Source organism: Pseudomonas sp. NBRC 100443, assembly GCF_030268185.1.
GTDB lineage: Bacteria > Pseudomonadota > Gammaproteobacteria > Pseudomonadales > Pseudomonadaceae > Pseudomonas > Pseudomonas citronellolis.
In genome coordinates, this window is record NZ_BSQE01000003.1 from 242,778 (window position 1) to 258,664 (window position 15,887).

Genomic DNA, 15,887 nt, shown 5'->3' on the forward strand with positions numbered 1-15,887 from the left:
ACGACTGGCTATCGGCGCAGAATCAGATACAGACCACCGGCCAGCATGGCCCAGGCCGGCCAGGCCTCGATACTGTGGGTGGCCAGGCCGATCTGGGTGGCGCCGGCCACCAGCACTGCGCCGATCAGTCGCGGCACCCAGGCGCCGGCCAGGGGCTGGGCGCCGGTCGCTTGCGGCTCCCAGGGCTGCGCCAGGCGCTCCAGGGTGTCGCGGGTCATCTGCGCCAGGTGCGGCAGCTGCTCGACGTGCTGCTGGGCGTTGCGCAGCAGCTGGGCGGGGCTCATGCGCTCGCGCATCCAGCGTTCCAGGTAGGGCTGGGCGGTGCTCCACAGGTCCAGCTCGGGGTAGAGCTGGCGGCCCAGGCCCTCGATGTTCAGCAGGGTCTTCTGCAGCAGCACCAGCTGCGGCTGCACTTCCATGTTGAAGCGCCGCGCGGTCTGGAACAGGCGCAGCAGCACCTGGCCGAAGGAAATGTCCTTGAGCGGCTTCTCGAAGATCGGCTCGCACACCGTGCGGATCGCCGCCTCGAAGTCGTTGACGCGGGTTTCCGCCGGCACCCAGCCGGAGTCGATGTGCAACTGGGCGACCTTGCGGTAGTCGCGCTTGAAGAAGGCGATCAGGTTGCGCGCCAGGTAGTCCTGGTCCTCGTCGGTGAGGCTGCCGACGATGCCGCAGTCCACCGCGATGTACTGCGGGCTCCAGGGCGTGCGGGTGCTGACGAAGATGTTGCCCGGGTGCATGTCGGCGTGGAAGAAGCTGTCGCGGAACACTTGGGTGAAGAAGATCTCCACGCCGCGCTCGGCCAGTGCCTTGAAGTCGGTGCGCTGGTCGCGCAGGGTGTCCAGGTCGGTGACCGGGATGCCGTAGATGCGCTCCATCACCAGCACCTTGGGCCGGCACCAGTCCCAGTACACCTGGGGCACGTAGAGCAGCGGCGAGCCGTCGAAGTTGCGCCGCAGCTGGCTGGAGTTGGCCGCCTCGCGCAGCAGGTCGAGTTCGTCGTAGATGGTCTTCTCGTAGTCGCTGACCACCTCCACCGGGTGTAGGCGGCGGGCGTCGGCGGAGACGCGCTCGGCCAGGCGGGCGAGGATGAACAGCCAGGACATGTCGGCGCGGATCACGGGCTTCAGGCCCGGGCGGATCACCTTGACCACCACTTCTTCGCCGCTTTTCAGCTGCGCAGCGTGGACCTGAGCTACCGAGGCCGAGGCCAGCGGCTCGCGCTCGAAGCGGGCAAAGACCTGCTCGACCTTCGCCCCCAACTGCTCCTCGATCAGCGCCACCGAGGCTTCCGGCGGGAACGGCGGGACCTTGTCCTGCAGGCGCGCCAGCTCGTTGGCGATGTCGTCGGGCAAGAGGTCGCGGCGGGTGGAGAGGATCTGCCCGAACTTGATGAAGATCGGCCCCAGGCCTTCCAGGGCCAGGCGGATGCGCTCGCCGCGGCTCAGCTCCAGCTTGCGCCGCGGCAGCCAGCGCCAGGGCAGCAGGCCGCCGAGCAGGCGCAGATACCAGGGCAGCATCGGCAGTTCGAGGATGAGGTCGTCGAGGCGGTAGCGGATCACCACGCTCTGGATGCGCAGCAGGCGGCGGAAGGCGAGCAGCTTCATGCGTCGGGTTTCAGCTTCTTGGACAGGCGCGCCAGGCGCGCGTCGAGGCGGTCGAGGGCGACCTTCAACTGGTCGAGTTCGGCGAAGCGCGCTTCGGCTTCGTTGCGCCCGACCAGGGTGCGGCTTTCCTCGGCGAGGTAGTCGGCCAGGCTCAGGCGCAGGCTTTCCAGGCTGTCGCCGGCCCAGCGCGCGCCGCCGCGCACGCGGCTGCCGAGCAGTTGCGCGGGCAGCGGGCCGAGCCAGCGCTGCACTTCGTATTCCCAGTCCAGCTCCAGGCTCTGGAGGATGTCGGCCAGCTCCAGGAGCAGGGCGCTATCGCCGCCCATTTCCACTTCCGGGCTGTGCAGCACGCTGGTCTTGTCGGCCGCCAGGGCCAGCTGCAGCAGGCGCCCGGCCGGGGCGCGCAGGGTGCAGTCGACCGCGGCCTCGTGGTGCGCGGCCAGGTGCAGGCCGTCGGCGTCGGGGAGGATGAACAGGCGCAGCGGCGGCGCCTGGCAGTCCACTTCCAGGACCCGCCCGGCGAGCCGGGCGAGACGCTGCAGGGCCACGCCGTCCAGACGCAGCACGCGGTTCACGCCGGCTTCGGCGCTGGCCAGCAGCGCCTGGGTCAGGAGCGCCATCTCAGGGCTTGATGCCGCGGTGCAGGGCGACCACGCCGCCGGTCATGTTGTGGTAGGTGACGCGGTCGAAACCGGCCTCGACCATCATCGACTTCAGGGTTTCCTGGTCCGGGTGCATGCGGATCGACTCGGCCAGGTAGCGGTAGCTCTCGGCGTCGTTGGTGACCAGCTTGCCCATCAGCGGCAGCAGGGTGAAGGAATAGGCGTCGTAGGCCTTGGACAGCAGGCTGCTGGTGGGCTTGGAGAATTCCAGCACCAGCAGGCGCCCGCCCGGCTTGAGCACCCGCAGCATGGAGCGGATGGCGGCGTCCTTGTGGGTGACGTTGCGCAGGCCGAAGGCGATGCTCACGCAGTCGAAGTGGTTGTCCGGGAAGGGCAGCTTCTCGGCGTCGGCCTGGACGAACTTGACGTTGCCGGCCACGCCGCTGTCCAGCAGCTTGTCGCGGCCGACCTTGAGCATGGAGGCGTTGATGTCCGCCAGCACCACCTCGCCGGTGGGGCCGACCAGGCGCGAGAACTGGCGGGTCAGGTCGCCCGTGCCGCCGGCGATGTCGAGCACGCGGTTGCCGGCGCGCACGCCGGACAGCTCGATGGTGAAGCGCTTCCACAGGCGGTGGATGCCACCGGACATCAGGTCGTTCATCAGGTCGTACTTGGCGGCGACCGAGTGGAACACCTCGGCGACCTTCTCGGCCTTCTCGCTCTCGCGCACGGTCTTGTAGCCGAAGTGCGTGGTGGGGTCGGCGGGGCCCTGGTCCCCGGCGGGTTTGCGCGGCTCGCTCATGGCGTTTCTACCCTGGAAGTCAGTGGCGGGCATTCTAACAGGATGTGGGAAAAACGCCGCCCCGTGGCGCGGGGTGCGGCGAAACGTCGTGCGGCGTATCATCCACCGGTCTGTCATTCCGGAGTCGCCCATGTCCCGCATCCACGTCGAACGTCCCCATTGCCTCGGCCGCGAAGCCGCCCGCGAGAAGGCCCAGAAGCTGGCCGAGAAGCTCGCCCGCGAGCACGGCGTGAGCTACGAGTGGCAGGGCGACGTGCTGACCTTCAAGCGCAGTGGCGTGGACGGGCGCATCGAGGTGGGCGAGGACCGCGTGGCGGTGGAGGTCAAGCTGGGCCTGCTGCTGTCGGCCATGGGCGGGATGCTCAAGGGCGAGATCGAGCGCGCGCTGGACAAGGCGCTGGCCTGAGGCCGAGCACCTTGCGGCGCTCCGCGCCGGCTGGTATGTGTTTTCTAATTTTCCCCGATACCTTGCACTCAAGCTCGCAACGCTGCGGGCCTCTACGGACCCCCGAGAACAGTGTGAGGAAACCATCATGGCCAAGGTCGCCAGCAAGAAGAAAGTCGAGAAAGCCGTCAGCGAATCGTCCCTGATCACCGACGTCAAGCACTACGCCCGCCAGATCTGGCTGGCCGGCCTGGGCGCCTATGCGCGCGTCGGCGCCGAAGGCACCGAGTACTTCAAGTCGCTGGTGAAGGAAGGCGAAGGCCTGGAAACCAAGGGCCGCCAGCTGGTGACCGAGCAGGTCGAGTCGGCCAACGACAGCGTCAAGAGCAGCGTCTGGCTGGTGAAGGACAAGTTCGAGGTGCAACTGGACAAGGTCGAGAAGGCTTTCGACAGCCGCGTGGCCTCCGCGCTGAACCGCATGGGCATTCCGTCGCGGCAGGATGTCGAGGCGCTCTCTGCTAAGCTTGACGAGCTGAGCGCGGTGCTCGAGCGTGTCGCGAAAACTCATTGAGGAGAGCGGGATGGCTGGCAAGAAAACTACCGATAAAAAAGAGTCCAGTTGGGTCGGCGAGATCGAGAAATACTCGCGGCAAATCTGGTTGGCTGGTCTGGGGGCCTACTCGAAGGTCAGCAAGGACGGCAGCAAGCTGTTCGAGACCCTGGTCAAGGATGGCGAAAAGGCCGAGAAGCAGGCCCGGACCGAAGTCGATAAATCCGTCGGCGCGGTGAAGTCCACCGCCCGTTCGGCGCGTTCCAAGGTCGACGAGGTGAAGGACCGCGCCCTGGGTAAGTGGGGTGAGCTGGAAGAGGCGTTCGACAAGCGCCTGAACAGCGCCATCTCGCGCCTGGGCGTGCCGAGCCGCAACGAGGTGAAGGACCTGCATGCGAAGGTCGAGACCCTGACCAGGCAGATCGAGAAACTCACCGGCGTCAGCGTCAAGTCCGTGGCCAAGCCCGCCGCCGCCAAGGCCGCTGCCAAACCTGCGGCCAAGGCTGCAGCGAAGCCCGCAGCCAAGCCGGCCGCCAAGACCGCGGCTGCCAAGCCCGCTGCCAAGGCTGCTGCGAAACCGGCTGCGAAGCCGGCGGCCAAACCGGCTGCGGCCAAGGCCGCGGCGAAGCCGGCCGCCAAGCCTGCTGCTGCGAAGGCCGCGGCGAAACCGGCCGCCAAACCGGCTGCCGCCAAGTCTGCGGCGAAACCGGCTGCTGCGAAACCGGCAGCCAAGCCTGCCGCTGCCAAGCCTGCCGCAGCGAAGAAGCCGGCGGTGAAGAAGCCTGCGGCGCCCAAGGCGGCCAAGCCTGCTGCAGCGGCCACGCCGGCCGTGGCTCCGGCTCCGGCGGCCACCCCGGCGCCGGCTGCGGCAGCTCCGGTCGCTCCGGTAGCGGCTCCGGCCACGCCGCCGACCCAGGCCTGACGCGTTACCTGTGGTACCCGACGCCCGGCCTCGTGCCGGGCGTCTTCATTTCAGGCGTTCAGGTAGCGCTGCGCCAGGCGCTCGGCGGCGAGTCGCGAGTCGCCGCGCAGGTGCGGCGCCACCAGCATCATCACCTGGTAGACCACCAGGCGTATCTCGCCTTCGCGGCCGAGGATGCGCTGGTAATCCAGGGAGAACAGCAGGGTCAGGGTGATCTGCTCCACCAGTTGGCCGAGGGCATCGGTGTCGCTGGTCAGCTCGCCGTCGGCCTTGAGCCGGGCGAGCAGGGCGGCCAGGGTGCGCTTGAGCGCGTTGAGCCAGTTGCGCATGCCGCGGGCCAGCTTGGGCAGGCGTCCGGCTAGGTTGGAGAGGTCCTGGAAGAGGAAGCGGTAGTGCGCCAGGCGCTCGACGATCAGGTGCAGGAACAGCCAGTAGTCCTCGGCGCCCAGGCGCGCGTCGGCGGGCGGGTCGAGCAGCGGCTGCAACTCCTCCTCGAAACGGGCGAACAGGCCCAGCACCAGCGGCTCCTTGCCGTGGAAGTGGTAGTACAGGTTGCCGGGGCTGATACCCAGCTCGGTGGCGATCTCCAGGGTGGAGACGTTGGGTTCGCCCTGCTCGTTGAACAACAGCAGGGCGCATTCGAGGATGCGGTCGCGGGTTTTCATCCGTGTGCTGGTTCCGGCTTCGGGAGGCTCGACGATAGCCGGGGCGGGGCGCGCCGGCCAGTCCCTCGAAAGCGTGAGGGGATGGGTTTTTCGTGGGAGTCCGCTCCTCCTACTGTATAGGCTGGCACGGCTTCTACGAAGGGCATCCCGGCTGCACCGAAGTGCCTTTCGTAGGATGGGTTGAGCTTGCGAAACCCATGCGGTCACGGCGATGGGTATCGCTTCGCTCCACCCATCCTACGGGGTGTTGTGTCAGGACGCGCAACGGCTGTTCACCGCTCGTGCACGTAAGTCCCCGGCGCCGCTTCCATCGGCGGGTGCTCGGCGTTGCCCAGTTCGAAGCTCACCGGCCGGCGTTCGCCCGAGCGTTCCTGGATCCACGCCAGCCACACCGGCCACCAGCTGCCTTCCTGGCGCTGGGTGTCGTAGTACCAGGCGCGCGGGTCGGAGGCGAGCTTGCCGTTCTCGAAGTAGCAGGCCTTGGGGTTGCCCGGCGGGTTGAGGATGCTCTGGATGTGCCCGCTGTTGGACAGCACGAAGCGGCTGTCGCCGCCCAGCAGCAGGGCCGAGCGGTAGACCGCGTCCCAGGGGGTGATGTGGTCGGTGATGCCGGCGACGTGGAAGTTGTCCACCGCCACCTTCTTCAGGTCGATGGGCGTGCCGCAGATTTCCATGGCGCCGGGCCGGGCCAGCGGGTTGTGCTTGAAGAAGTCGAGGAAGTCGCCGTGCAGCGCCGCCGGCAGGCGGGTGTTGTCGTTGTTCCAGTAGAGGATGTCGAAGGCCGGCGGCAGCTTGCCCAGCAGGTAGTTGTTGACCCAGTAGTTCCACACCAGGTCGTTGGGGCGCATCCAGGCGAACACCTTGGCCATGTCCTTGCCCTCCAGCACGCCGTGCTGGTAGGAGCGGCGCTTGGTGCTTTCCAGCGTCTGCTCGTCGGCGAACAGCGCCGCCGGGGTTTCCACCTGGCTGTCCAGCAGGCTCACCAGGTAGGTAGCGCTGGCGATCTTGCGCAGTTGCCGGCGCGCCTGCAGGTGGCCCTGCAGCGCGGCGATGGTCAGGCCGCCGGAGCAGGCGCCCATCAGGTTGACGCTGCGGCTGCCGCTGATCGAGCGGACCACCTCGATGGCCTCGTCCAGGGCCTTCACGTAGGTCGACAGGCCCCATTCGCGGTGGCGCGCATCGGGGTTGCGCCAGCTGACCATGAACAGCTGCAGGTTGTTCTTCAGGGCGTACTGGACGAAGCTCTTTTCCGGGCTCAGGTCGAAGATGTAGTACTTGTTGATCTGCGGCGGGACGATCAGCAGCGGCTTGGCGTGCAGGTGCTCGCCCAGGGGCTTGTACTGGATGAGTTCGAGCATCTCGCTGCGGAACACCACCGCGCCCGGGGTGGTGGCCAGGTTGCGGCCGACCTCGAAGGCGTGCTTGTTGACCTGGCTGGGCATGCCGCCGTTGTGCAGCAGGTCGTCGAGCAGGTGGCGGCCGCCCTTGAGCAGGCTCTGCCCGCCGGTGTTGAACAGCTCCTTGACCGCCAGCGGGTTGATCAGGCTGTTGGTCGGCGCCATGGCGTCGGCGAACAGCGACAGCAGGAAGCGCGCGCGGGCGCGGTCGTCGCCGTCCAGGTCGCTCTCGTCGATCCAGGCCAGCAGTTGCTGCTGCCAGGCCAGGTAGGCCTGCAGGGTGCGCCGGTAGAAGGGGTTGAGGCGCCAGGACGGGTCCTGGAAGCGGGCGTCCTGGGGGTTGGGCTGCAACGGCGAGTCACCCAGCAGCACGTGGCCCATCTGCTTGCCGAAGGCCGCCAGGTGGCGGGCGCTGTGCAGCGGCCGGCGCACGCCCTGGACGGCGAGCTGGCGCAGGGTGGACAGCATGTCCTTGCCGCGCAGGCCGACCATGGCGCTCTGGGCGTTCATGAAGTCGGCGGGGGCCGGCAGCCTGCCGGTGCTGGAGTTCTCTCGCATGTGCAGCTCTCCCTGGGAAAAGAACCGTCGTCAGTCGGGCGCAGCAAGGCCCGTACCAGAATCGGCGCAGGTGCATTCCTGACGCACGCAGGGGCTGAAGCATAGGCACGAATCGGCGCGCCTGCCGGTCACCGACGATGAACGTGCACTGTTACGAGGCGATGATCGAGGCCGGGGGTCAGCCGGCCTTGGGGGCGAACGGGCGCGGGTGCATGACCGCGCGCTGCCGTTCCTCGGCGAGGAACTTCATGATGATCGGCGCCACCGTCTCGGCGCGGGTCACCAGGAACAGGTGGCCGTCGTCGATCACGTGCAGCTCCGCGTTGGGGATGCGCCAGGCCAGCAGGCGCATGTTCACCAGCGGGATGATCGGGTCGTCGTCGCCGGCCAGCACCAGGGTCGGCTGCTGGATGCGGTGCAGCCAGTGGATGCTGGTCCAGCCCAGGCCGGCGAACAGCTGCCAGTAGTAGCCCAGCTTGCCCGAGGAGCGCACCTTGGCGGCGAAGGCCATGGCCAGCCGGGGATCGCGGCGGAAGGCCCCGCCGTAGATGTCCGGGGCGATGTGCGCGCCATAGGACGGCTGGATGTAGCGCCGTGGGCTGGCCATGCGCCAGAGCACCTTGGGCTTGCCAGGGACCATCACCGCCCCGGCGGCGGTGGCCGCCAGGATCAGCTTCTTGCAGCGCTCGGGGTAGTCGTGCGCGAACTGCTGGGCCAGGGCTCCACCCCAGGACACGCCGATGGCGGTGACCTGCCCGTAGTCCAGGTAATCGAGCATGCGCGCGGCCAGCTTGGCCAGGCCGGGGAAGCGGTAGGGCGTGCTCGGCGTGGACGAGCCGCCGACGCCGGGCACGTCGAAGGCGATCACCTCCAGGTCCGGGTCCAGCGCGGCGACGAAGGGGAACACCAGCTCCAGGTTGGCGCCGATGCCGTTGAAGATCAGCAGCGGCGTCATGTGCCCCTTGCCCGGGCGCACGGCGGTGCGGATGGTCTGCCCGTCGAGGTCGATGGTGCGGAACACGAAGGGCTGCGGCGCGAGCACGCGCGCCCGCGTCTCGGCCGGCTGCTGCGGCTCGGCCGCCTTGGCGGCGGGGCGCGCCTTGCGCTGGCGCGTGGCCGGCGGCGTCGGCTCGGGCTGGGCCGGCGCCTCCTGCTGCGCGGTGGCGTCGGGTAGGTTTTCTGTCTTCATCGTTCGTGTACGTAGGTGCCGGGGGATGCTTCGCCAGCCGGGTGGGCCTTGTTGCCCAGGGCGGTCGGCGCCTTTTTCAGCTTGCCCGCGCGCTCGGCCAGCCACTGTTGCCAGTGCAGCCACCAGGAGTCGGCGTGCTTGCTCGAGTTTTCCTGCCAGGTCTTCGGATCGACGGACAGGTCCGGGCCGGTCATGAAGCGGGCCTTGGGGTTGCCCGGCGGGTTGAGGATGCTCTGGATGTGCCCGCTGTTGGAAAGGATGAACTCGCACTTGCCGCCGAGCAGGCGCGCCGAGCGGTAGCAGGCTTCCCAGGGGGTGATGTGGTCGCTGAGGCCGGCCACGCAGTAGAAGTCGCAGGTGACCTGCTTGAGGTCGATGGGCGTGCCGCCCACTTCCAGGGCGCCGGGGCGCGTCAGCGGGTTGCTCTTGAACATCTCCACCAGCTCGCCGTGCAGCGCGGCCGGCAGGCGCGTGGTGTCGTTGTTCCAGAACAGGATGTCGAAGGCCGGCGGCTCGTTGCCCAGCAGGTAGTTGTTGACCCAGTAGTTCCAGATCAGGTCGTTGGGGCGCATCCAGGCGAACACCTTGGCCATGTCCTTGCCCTCCAGCACGCCGGACTGGTAGGAGCGGCGCTTGGCGGCCTCGAGGGTCTTCTCGTCGGCGAACAGGGCGACGGTGGTGTCCAGCTCGAAGTCCAGCACGCTGACCATCTGGGTGAAGGCGTGCACCTTCTCCTCGCCCAGGGCCGCGTAGTGGCCGAGCAGGGTGACGGTGGTGATGCCGCCGGAGCAGGCGCCGAGCATGTTCAGGTCCTTGCTGCCGGTGATGGCCAGGACCACGTCGATGGCTTCCTTGAGCGCCTCGATGTAGGTGGTCAGGCCCCATTCGCGCTGGGCCTTGGTCGGGTTGCGCCAGCTGACGATGAAGGTCTGCACCTGGTTGCGCAGGCAGAAACGCGCCAGGCTCTTCTCCGGCGACAGGTCGAAGACGTAGAACTTGTTGATCTGCGGCGGCACCACCAGCAGCGGGCGCTCGTGCACGCTCTCGGTGATCGGCCGGTACTGGATCAGCTCCAGCACGTCGTTGCGGAACACCACCGCGCCCTCGGTCAGGGCCAGGTTCTTGCCGACCTCGAAGGCGTCCATGTTGACCTGGCTGGGCATGCCGCCGTTGTTCACCAGGTCCTTGGCCAGGTGGCTGAGGCCGTCGAGCAGGCTCTTGCCGCCGGTCTCGAAGAAGCGTTTGACCGCGGCCGGGTTGCTCAGGGTGTTGGTCGGCGCCATGGCTTCGGTCATGAGGTTGATGACGAACTGGCCGCGGTTGATGTCCTGGGGCGACAGGTCGCTGTTGCCGATCCACTGCTGCAGCTCCTTGCGCCAGGCCAGGTAGGTCTGCAGGTAGCGGCGGTACAGCGGGTTCTGGCTCCAGGCCGGGTCGTTGAAGCGGCGGTCGTCGTCGGCCGGGCGCAGCTGCGAGGTACCGAGCAGGACATTCTTCAGCTCCAGGCCGAAATGGCCGACGTGCTTGACGCTGTGGAAGGGCTGCCGGAGAGCCTGCAGCAGCACCATGCGGGCAGTGGACAACAAATCCTTGCCGCGAATGCCTATCACCGGGTTGAGGTTCAGGGTGTTTTCCGCGGCTTGCTGGGGCAGATCGTTGTTCTTCTTTTCGGTCATCGGCGACGCTCCATTGTCCTGAGACGAATACTGGCGGGGCTGCACCTAGGTGACGGGCCAAGTACTGCTCGGGTTAGCGGAACGTGGAGCAGGCTCCACGCAGGTCAACACTTGGCGGCATCGCTGGGGTCCTGGGCCCGCGTCTGCAACGGCGTTGCACTGACTTGGTTACCCGAGATTCCCCCGCCGCGCAAGCTGGTGCAGCGTGGTTCCCTGCGCCCGAGTATGTCGCGAAAGATTAGAAAACGCGCCCTAGAGCGCTCGCTCGTCCGCGGCTCGAACACGGGGAACACGCGGTTTCCAGTGTGCAGGGCGAATGTTGCAAATGACGTGCCCTGATCGGGGGCAGGAGGATGGCGAGGCGCCGGCGCCGGGTAAACCGGCGCAAAGGTGGGTTCAGAGCATCAGCCGGACCACCGACTCGTCGGGGTCGCGGGACTTGCCGGCGGCGGCCAGCTCGGCGAGGTATTCGGCCCACAGCTGGTCCTTGCGGGTGCACAGCTGGTAGAGGTAGTCCCAGCTGTACAGGCCGCTGTCGTGGCCGTCGTCGAAGGTCAGCTTGAGCGCGTACTGCCCGGCCGGCTCCAGGCCGATGAGGGCGACGTTCAGCTTGCCGACCTGCAGCACCGGGTTGCCATGGCCCTGCACCTCGGCCGAGGGCGAGTGCACGCGCAGGAACTCGGCGGAGAGGTCGTAGGACTGCTCGCCGTACTTCAGCGTGAGGGTGCGCGAGGCCTTGTGCAGCTGGATGGCGGTGGGGATGTGCATGGGAAACTCCGACTAAAGGCTGCTCTTCGTAGGATGGGTTGAGCTTGCGAAACCCATGCGGTTGCGGCGATGGGTATCGCTGCGCTCAACGCCATCCTACGACGGTGAGGGGCATCGGCTTTTCGCTCTTGCCTATAGCTTCCAGCCTATAGCCTCCAGCGGCTGTTAAAGAATATACCGCGACAGATCCTCGTCCTGCGCCAGCTCGCCCAGGTGGCCGTTGACGTAGGCGGCGTCGATCACGATCGGTTTGTCGCTGTGCTCGCTGGCCAGGTCCGCGGCGTCGAAGGAGACTTCCTCCAGCAGGCGTTCCAGCAGCGTGTGCAGGCGGCGGGCGCCGATGTTCTCGGTCTTCTCGTTGACTTGCCAGGCGATCTCCGCCAGGCGCTGGATGCCGTCGTCGGCGAAGGCGATGTCCAGGCCCTCGGTCTTGAGCAGCGCGGTGTACTGCTCGGTGAGCGAGGCGTGCGGCTCGCGCAGGATGCGCTTGAAGTCGTCCGGGCTCAGGGCCTTGAGCTCGACGCGGATCGGCAGGCGGCCCTGCAGCTCCGGCACCAGGTCGCTGGGCTTGGACAGGTGGAAGGCGCCCGAGGCGATGAACAGGATGTGGTCGGTCTTGACCATGCCCAGCTTGGTGTTGACGGTGCAGCCCTCGATCAGCGGCAGCAGGTCGCGCTGCACGCCCTCGCGGGAGACGTCGGCGCCGCCGACGTTGCCGCGCTTGGCGATCTTGTCGATCTCGTCGATGAAGACGATCCCGTTCTGCTCCACGGCTTCCAGGGCGCGGGCCTTGAGGTCTTCCTCGTTGACCAGGCGCTGGGCTTCCTCGTCGCGGATCAGCTTCATGGCCTCGGCGACCTTCAGCTTGCGCGTCTTGCGCTTGCCCTTGCCCATGTTGGAGAACAGGTTCTGCAACTGGTTGGTCATCTCCTCCATGCCGGGCGGTGCCATGATTTCCACACCGGCCGGGACGTCGGCCACTTCGATGTCGATCTCCTTGTCGTCCAGCTGGCCTTCGCGCAGGCGCTTGCGGAACAGCTGGCGGGTGTTGGAGTCCTCGCGGGCCGGCTCGTCGCCGAAGCCGCCGGTGCGCGCCGGCGGCAGCAGGGCGTCGAGGATGCGTTCCTCGGCGGCGTCCTCGGCGCGGTACTTGACCTTCTGCACTTCCTGCTCGCGGAGCATCTTGATGGCGGCGTCGGCCAGGTCGCGGATGATCGACTCGACGTCGCGGCCAACGTAGCCGACCTCGGTGAACTTGGTCGCTTCCACCTTGATGAACGGGGCGTTGGCCAGCTTGGCCAGGCGCCGGGCGATCTCGGTCTTGCCGACGCCGGTGGGGCCGATCATCAGGATGTTCTTCGGCGTCACCTCGGCGCGCAGCTCGGCCGGCAGCTGCATGCGCCGCCAGCGGTTGCGCAGGGCGATGGCCACGGCGCGCTTGGCGTCGTCCTGGCCGATGATGTGGCGGTTGAGTTCGTGGACGATCTCGCGGGGAGTCATGGACATTTGTTCGGCTACTCCGGAGCGACAGGGCCTCAGACGGCGCTGTCGAGCTCCTCGATGGTGAGGTTCTGGTTGGTGAACACGCAGATGGAGCCGGCGATGTTCAGCGCCGTTTCGGCGATCTCGCGGGCGGACATGGCGTCATCGGCCTTTTGCAGCAGGGCCATGGCCGCGGCCTGGGCGAAGCCGCCGCCGGAGCCCATGGCGATCAGGCCGTGCTCGGGTTCGACCACGTCGCCGTTGCCGGTGATGATCAGCGAGGCGTCCTTGTTGGCCACCGCCAGCATGGCTTCCAGGCGGCTCAGGGAGCGGTCGGTGCGCCAGTCCTTGGCCAGCTCGACGGCGGCGCGGACCAGGTGGCCCTGGTGCTTTTCAAGCTGCTGCTCGAAGCGTTCGAAAAGGGTGAAGGCGTCGGCGGTGGCGCCGGCGAAACCGGCCAGCACCTGGCCGTGGTAGAGGCGGCGGACCTTCTTCGCGTTGCCTTTCATGACGGTGTTGCCAAGGGAAACCTGGCCGTCGCCGCCCATGACGACTTTGCCGTTGCGGCGGACAGAAACGATAGTGGTCAAGGGGGAGTTCTCCACACAGCGGGGCATTGGTGCCCGAATGCGGAGTCATATGGGGATGAAGGACGCGGCCTTCAAGGCAGGGCGACGGACGTGCCTTGAAGGCGTCGTCCGATAGCCGCCGCGCGAGCCCGCCCAAGGCGGGCCCGCGCGGGGCTTCAGCGGGTCTGGCGCTGCTGTAACAGCAGGTTGCTGAAGCCGTTGGCCGACAGTTGTTTCTGCGCCGCGGAAACCTGCGAGCGGTCGCTGAACGGGCCGACCATCACCCGGTACCAGGTCTCGTCGCGCACCGCGCCGGATTCCACCCGCGCGCTCTGGCCGAGGAGGATCACCTGGGCGCGCACGCGGTCGGCGTCGGCCTGCTTGCGGAACGAACCGGCCTGCAGGAAGAACTGGGTGGCGGCCACCGCCGGCGGGGCGATCGGCTTGCTCGCCGGGGCCGTGGCCGGCGGCGTGGCCTTGGCCTGGGCGGCCGGCTGCTGCGTCGTGGCCGGTTGCTGCGGCGGCGTGGCCGGCTTGACCACCGCCGGCGGCGGCGGAACCTGGCCGTTGAGCGCGGCCTGGGCGCGGGCGGCGTCGATCTTCGCCGCCTCCTCCGGGGTGCTGACCACCGTCGGCGTCTGCGGCTTCTCCGGCACGGCTTCCGGCGGCACCACCACTTCCGAACCCGGCAGCAGGGTGTAGAAGTCGTACTTGGGCTTCACCGCCACCGCCGAGGGCTGCTGCGCCGGCGTGGCCGGCTTGGCGCCCTGGGCGATTCCCGGCTTCTGCTGCTCGGGCTTCTCCCGGCGCACGTCGTTGCGGCCCGGTTCCAGCTTCGTCAGGAACATGATGAAGCCGCCGATGGCAAGGCCTGCGACCAGCCACACCCAGCCGGGGACCGAGGTCTTCTTGGCCGGGGCCTGGTAGCGGCTGGCGCCGCGCTTGGGAGCGGGTTTCTTCTTGGCCATGGAGGGTTACATGCGTTCCAGGGTTTCCAGGCCCAGCAGCTCCAGGCCCTGCTTGAGGGTGCGGCCCGTCAGTGCGGCCAGTTTCAGGCGGCTTTCCTGCTGCTCCGGGGTCTGCGCGGCGAGGATCGGGCAGTGCTCGTAGAAGCTGGAGAACAGCCCGGCCAGTTCGTACAGGTAGGCGCAGAGGATGTGCGGCACGCCCTTGAGCGCGACATTGTTGAGCAGGTCGCCGAACTGCGCCAGCTGGGCGGCCAGGGCCTGCTCCTGCGGGGCTTCCAGGACGATCTTGCCGCCGACCTCGTCATAGCCCTTGCCCAGCTTGCGGAAGATGCTGGCCACGCGGGTGTAGGCGTAGAGCAGGTAGGGCGCGGTGTTGCCCTCGAAGCTGAGCATCTGCTCGAAGTTGAAGCTGTAGTCGCTGGTGCGGTGCTTCGACAGGTCGGCGTACTTTACCGCGCCGATGCCCACGGCGTGGGCGATGTGGCGCAGCTCGTCCTCGCCCAGCTCGGGGTTCTTGGCCTTGACCAGGGTGTAGGCGCGTTCCTCGGCCTCGTTGAGCAGGTCGATCAGCTTCACGGTGCCGCCGTCGCGGGTCTTGAACGGCTTGCCGTCGGCACCGTTCATGGTGCCGAAGCCCATGTGCTCCAGGTCCATGCCGGCTGGGACGAAGCCGGCGCGGCGCGCCACTTCGAACACCTGCTGGAAGTGCAGGGCCTGGCGCTGGTCGACGAAGTACAGCACGCGGTCGCAGTGCAGCACCTTGTTGCGGTAGCGCATCGCCGCCAGGTCGGTGGTGGCGTACAGGTAGCCGCCGCCGGCCTTCTGCACGATCACCGGCAGCGGGTTGCCCTCGGCGTTCTTGAACTCGTCGAGGAACACGCACAGGGCGCCGTCGTCCTCGGTCAGCAGGCCCTTGGCCTTGAGTTCGTCGACCACGTTGGCGAGGTCGTCGTTGTAGGCGCTCTCGCCCTTGACGTCGGCCATGGTCAGCTTCACGCCCAACTGGTCGTAGACCTTCTGGCAGTGCGACAGGGATATTTCGTTGAAGCGCGTCCACAGGCGCAGGCACTCGGCATCGCCGGCCTGCAGCTTGACCACCAGTTCGCGGGCGCGGTCGGCGAACTCGGCGGACTCGTCGAAGCGCTTCTTGGCGGCGCGGTAGAAGACTTCCAGGTCGTGCAGCTCGGCCTGGGCGTCCACCGGCTGCTCTTCCAGGTAGGCCAGCAGCATGCCGAACTGGGTGCCCCAGTCGCCCACGTGGTTCTGGCGGATCACGGTGTCGCCGAGGAACTCCAGCACCCGGGCCACGGCATCGCCGATGATGGTCGAGCGCAGGTGGCCGACGTGCATCTCCTTGGCCAGGTTCGGCGAGGACAGGTCCACGGCCACGCGCTGCGCCGGGCCGGCCTTGCGCACGCCCAGGTGGTCGTCGCCCAGGGCGGCGTCGAGGCTCGCGGCCAGCCAGGCCTGGTCCTGGAAGAAGTTGAGGAAGCCGGGGCCGGCGATCTCCACCTTGGCCACCTGCGGGTTGGCCGGCAGCGCGGCGACCAGCTTGGTCGCCAGGTCGCGCGGCTTCAGGCCGGCGGGCTTGGCCAGCATCATGGCGATGTTGCTGGCGTAGTCGCCGTGGCTGCGGTCCTTGGTGGTCTCGACCTGGATGTCCGGGCTCAGCCCGGCCGGCAGGGTGCCGTCCTCGACGAGGCTGGCGAGGGCGTGCTGGATCAGCTGGCGGATGGTGTCTTTCATG

Annotated in this window: 15 protein-coding genes; 3 read left to right on the forward strand and 12 right to left on the reverse strand. The window is 67.8% G+C overall.

Annotated features, from left to right (window positions below; translation table 11 throughout):
* Positions 1-8 precede the first annotated feature (8 nt).
* Genes ubiB through ubiE form a run of 3 tightly spaced genes read right to left on the reverse strand, consistent with a single transcriptional unit; the run spans position 9 to position 3,011 of the window.
* Positions 9-1,607, reverse strand: coding sequence for a ubiquinone biosynthesis regulatory protein kinase UbiB (gene ubiB, locus QSJ95_RS05335; protein ID WP_285640624.1), 1,599 nt, complete (start codon positions 1,605-1,607; stop codon positions 9-11).
* Positions 1,604-2,227: a ubiquinone biosynthesis accessory factor UbiJ gene (locus QSJ95_RS05340; RefSeq protein WP_285640625.1), complete on the reverse strand. Its 624-nt coding sequence runs from the start codon at positions 2,225-2,227 to the stop codon at positions 1,604-1,606. Before QSJ95_RS05340 ends, ubiB begins: the two co-directional genes overlap by 4 nt.
* Position 2,228: 1 nt before the next feature.
* Positions 2,229-3,011: a bifunctional demethylmenaquinone methyltransferase/2-methoxy-6-polyprenyl-1,4-benzoquinol methylase UbiE gene (gene ubiE / locus QSJ95_RS05345; RefSeq protein ID WP_009615408.1), complete on the reverse strand. Its 783-nt coding sequence runs from the start codon at positions 3,009-3,011 to the stop codon at positions 2,229-2,231.
* A gap of 130 nt (positions 3,012-3,141) precedes the next feature.
* Here ubiE and QSJ95_RS05350 point away from each other — a divergent pair, with 130 nt between their 5' ends.
* From QSJ95_RS05350 to QSJ95_RS05360, 3 genes are all read left to right on the forward strand, one after another.
* The gene (locus tag QSJ95_RS05350) at positions 3,142-3,417 is read left to right on the forward strand and encodes a polyhydroxyalkanoic acid system family protein (protein ID WP_009615409.1); all 276 of its coding nucleotides are present in this window, start codon (positions 3,142-3,144) and stop codon (positions 3,415-3,417) included.
* A 127-nt stretch (positions 3,418-3,544) separates the two neighbouring features.
* Entirely contained in the window at positions 3,545-3,967 is a 423-nt protein-coding gene (locus QSJ95_RS05355) for a phasin family protein (RefSeq protein WP_009615411.1), read from the forward strand.
* A 10-nt stretch (positions 3,968-3,977) separates the two neighbouring features.
* Positions 3,978-4,868, forward strand: a complete 891-nt coding sequence (locus tag QSJ95_RS05360; RefSeq protein WP_069862459.1) for a phasin family protein — start codon at positions 3,978-3,980, stop codon at positions 4,866-4,868.
* A gap of 50 nt (positions 4,869-4,918) precedes the next feature.
* On the opposite strand, the gene QSJ95_RS05365 is transcribed toward QSJ95_RS05360, so the two are convergent.
* The 9 genes from QSJ95_RS05365 to argS form a co-directional block, all read right to left on the reverse strand.
* The gene (locus QSJ95_RS05365) at positions 4,919-5,533 is read right to left on the reverse strand and encodes a TetR/AcrR family transcriptional regulator (RefSeq protein WP_009615415.1); all 615 of its coding nucleotides are present in this window, start codon (positions 5,531-5,533) and stop codon (positions 4,919-4,921) included.
* Between the two features lie 272 nt (positions 5,534-5,805).
* Entirely contained in the window at positions 5,806-7,488 is a 1,683-nt protein-coding gene (phaC, locus tag QSJ95_RS05370; protein WP_285640631.1) for a class II poly(R)-hydroxyalkanoic acid synthase, read from the reverse strand.
* Positions 7,489-7,666: 178 nt separating this feature from the next.
* Positions 7,667-8,677 (reverse strand): poly(3-hydroxyalkanoate) depolymerase, encoded by a 1,011-nt coding sequence (gene phaZ / locus QSJ95_RS05375; RefSeq protein WP_285640632.1) that lies wholly within the window; start codon positions 8,675-8,677, stop codon positions 7,667-7,669.
* Complete coding sequence (gene phaC, locus QSJ95_RS05380) at positions 8,674-10,353, reverse strand: class II poly(R)-hydroxyalkanoic acid synthase (RefSeq protein ID WP_285640633.1); 1,680 nt, start codon at positions 10,351-10,353, stop codon at positions 8,674-8,676. The genes phaZ and phaC (QSJ95_RS05380) overlap by 4 nt, the downstream gene beginning before the upstream one ends.
* 396 nt (positions 10,354-10,749) lie before the next feature.
* Complete coding sequence (locus QSJ95_RS05385; RefSeq protein WP_009615423.1) at positions 10,750-11,121, reverse strand: gamma-butyrobetaine hydroxylase family protein; 372 nt, start codon at positions 11,119-11,121, stop codon at positions 10,750-10,752.
* A 165-nt stretch (positions 11,122-11,286) separates the two neighbouring features.
* Positions 11,287-12,627: an ATP-dependent protease ATPase subunit HslU gene (gene hslU, locus QSJ95_RS05390; RefSeq protein ID WP_043269440.1), complete on the reverse strand. Its 1,341-nt coding sequence runs from the start codon at positions 12,625-12,627 to the stop codon at positions 11,287-11,289.
* A 29-nt stretch (positions 12,628-12,656) separates the two neighbouring features.
* Positions 12,657-13,193, reverse strand: coding sequence for an ATP-dependent protease subunit HslV (gene hslV / locus QSJ95_RS05395; protein ID WP_024128800.1), 537 nt, complete (start codon positions 13,191-13,193; stop codon positions 12,657-12,659).
* A 155-nt stretch (positions 13,194-13,348) separates the two neighbouring features.
* Positions 13,349-14,140, reverse strand: coding sequence for an SPOR domain-containing protein (locus QSJ95_RS05400; RefSeq protein ID WP_285640638.1), 792 nt, complete (start codon positions 14,138-14,140; stop codon positions 13,349-13,351).
* 6 nt (positions 14,141-14,146) lie between these two features.
* Complete coding sequence (argS, locus tag QSJ95_RS05405; protein WP_285640641.1) at positions 14,147-15,886, reverse strand: arginine--tRNA ligase; 1,740 nt, start codon at positions 15,884-15,886, stop codon at positions 14,147-14,149.
* Between the last annotated feature and the right edge of the window lies 1 nt (position 15,887).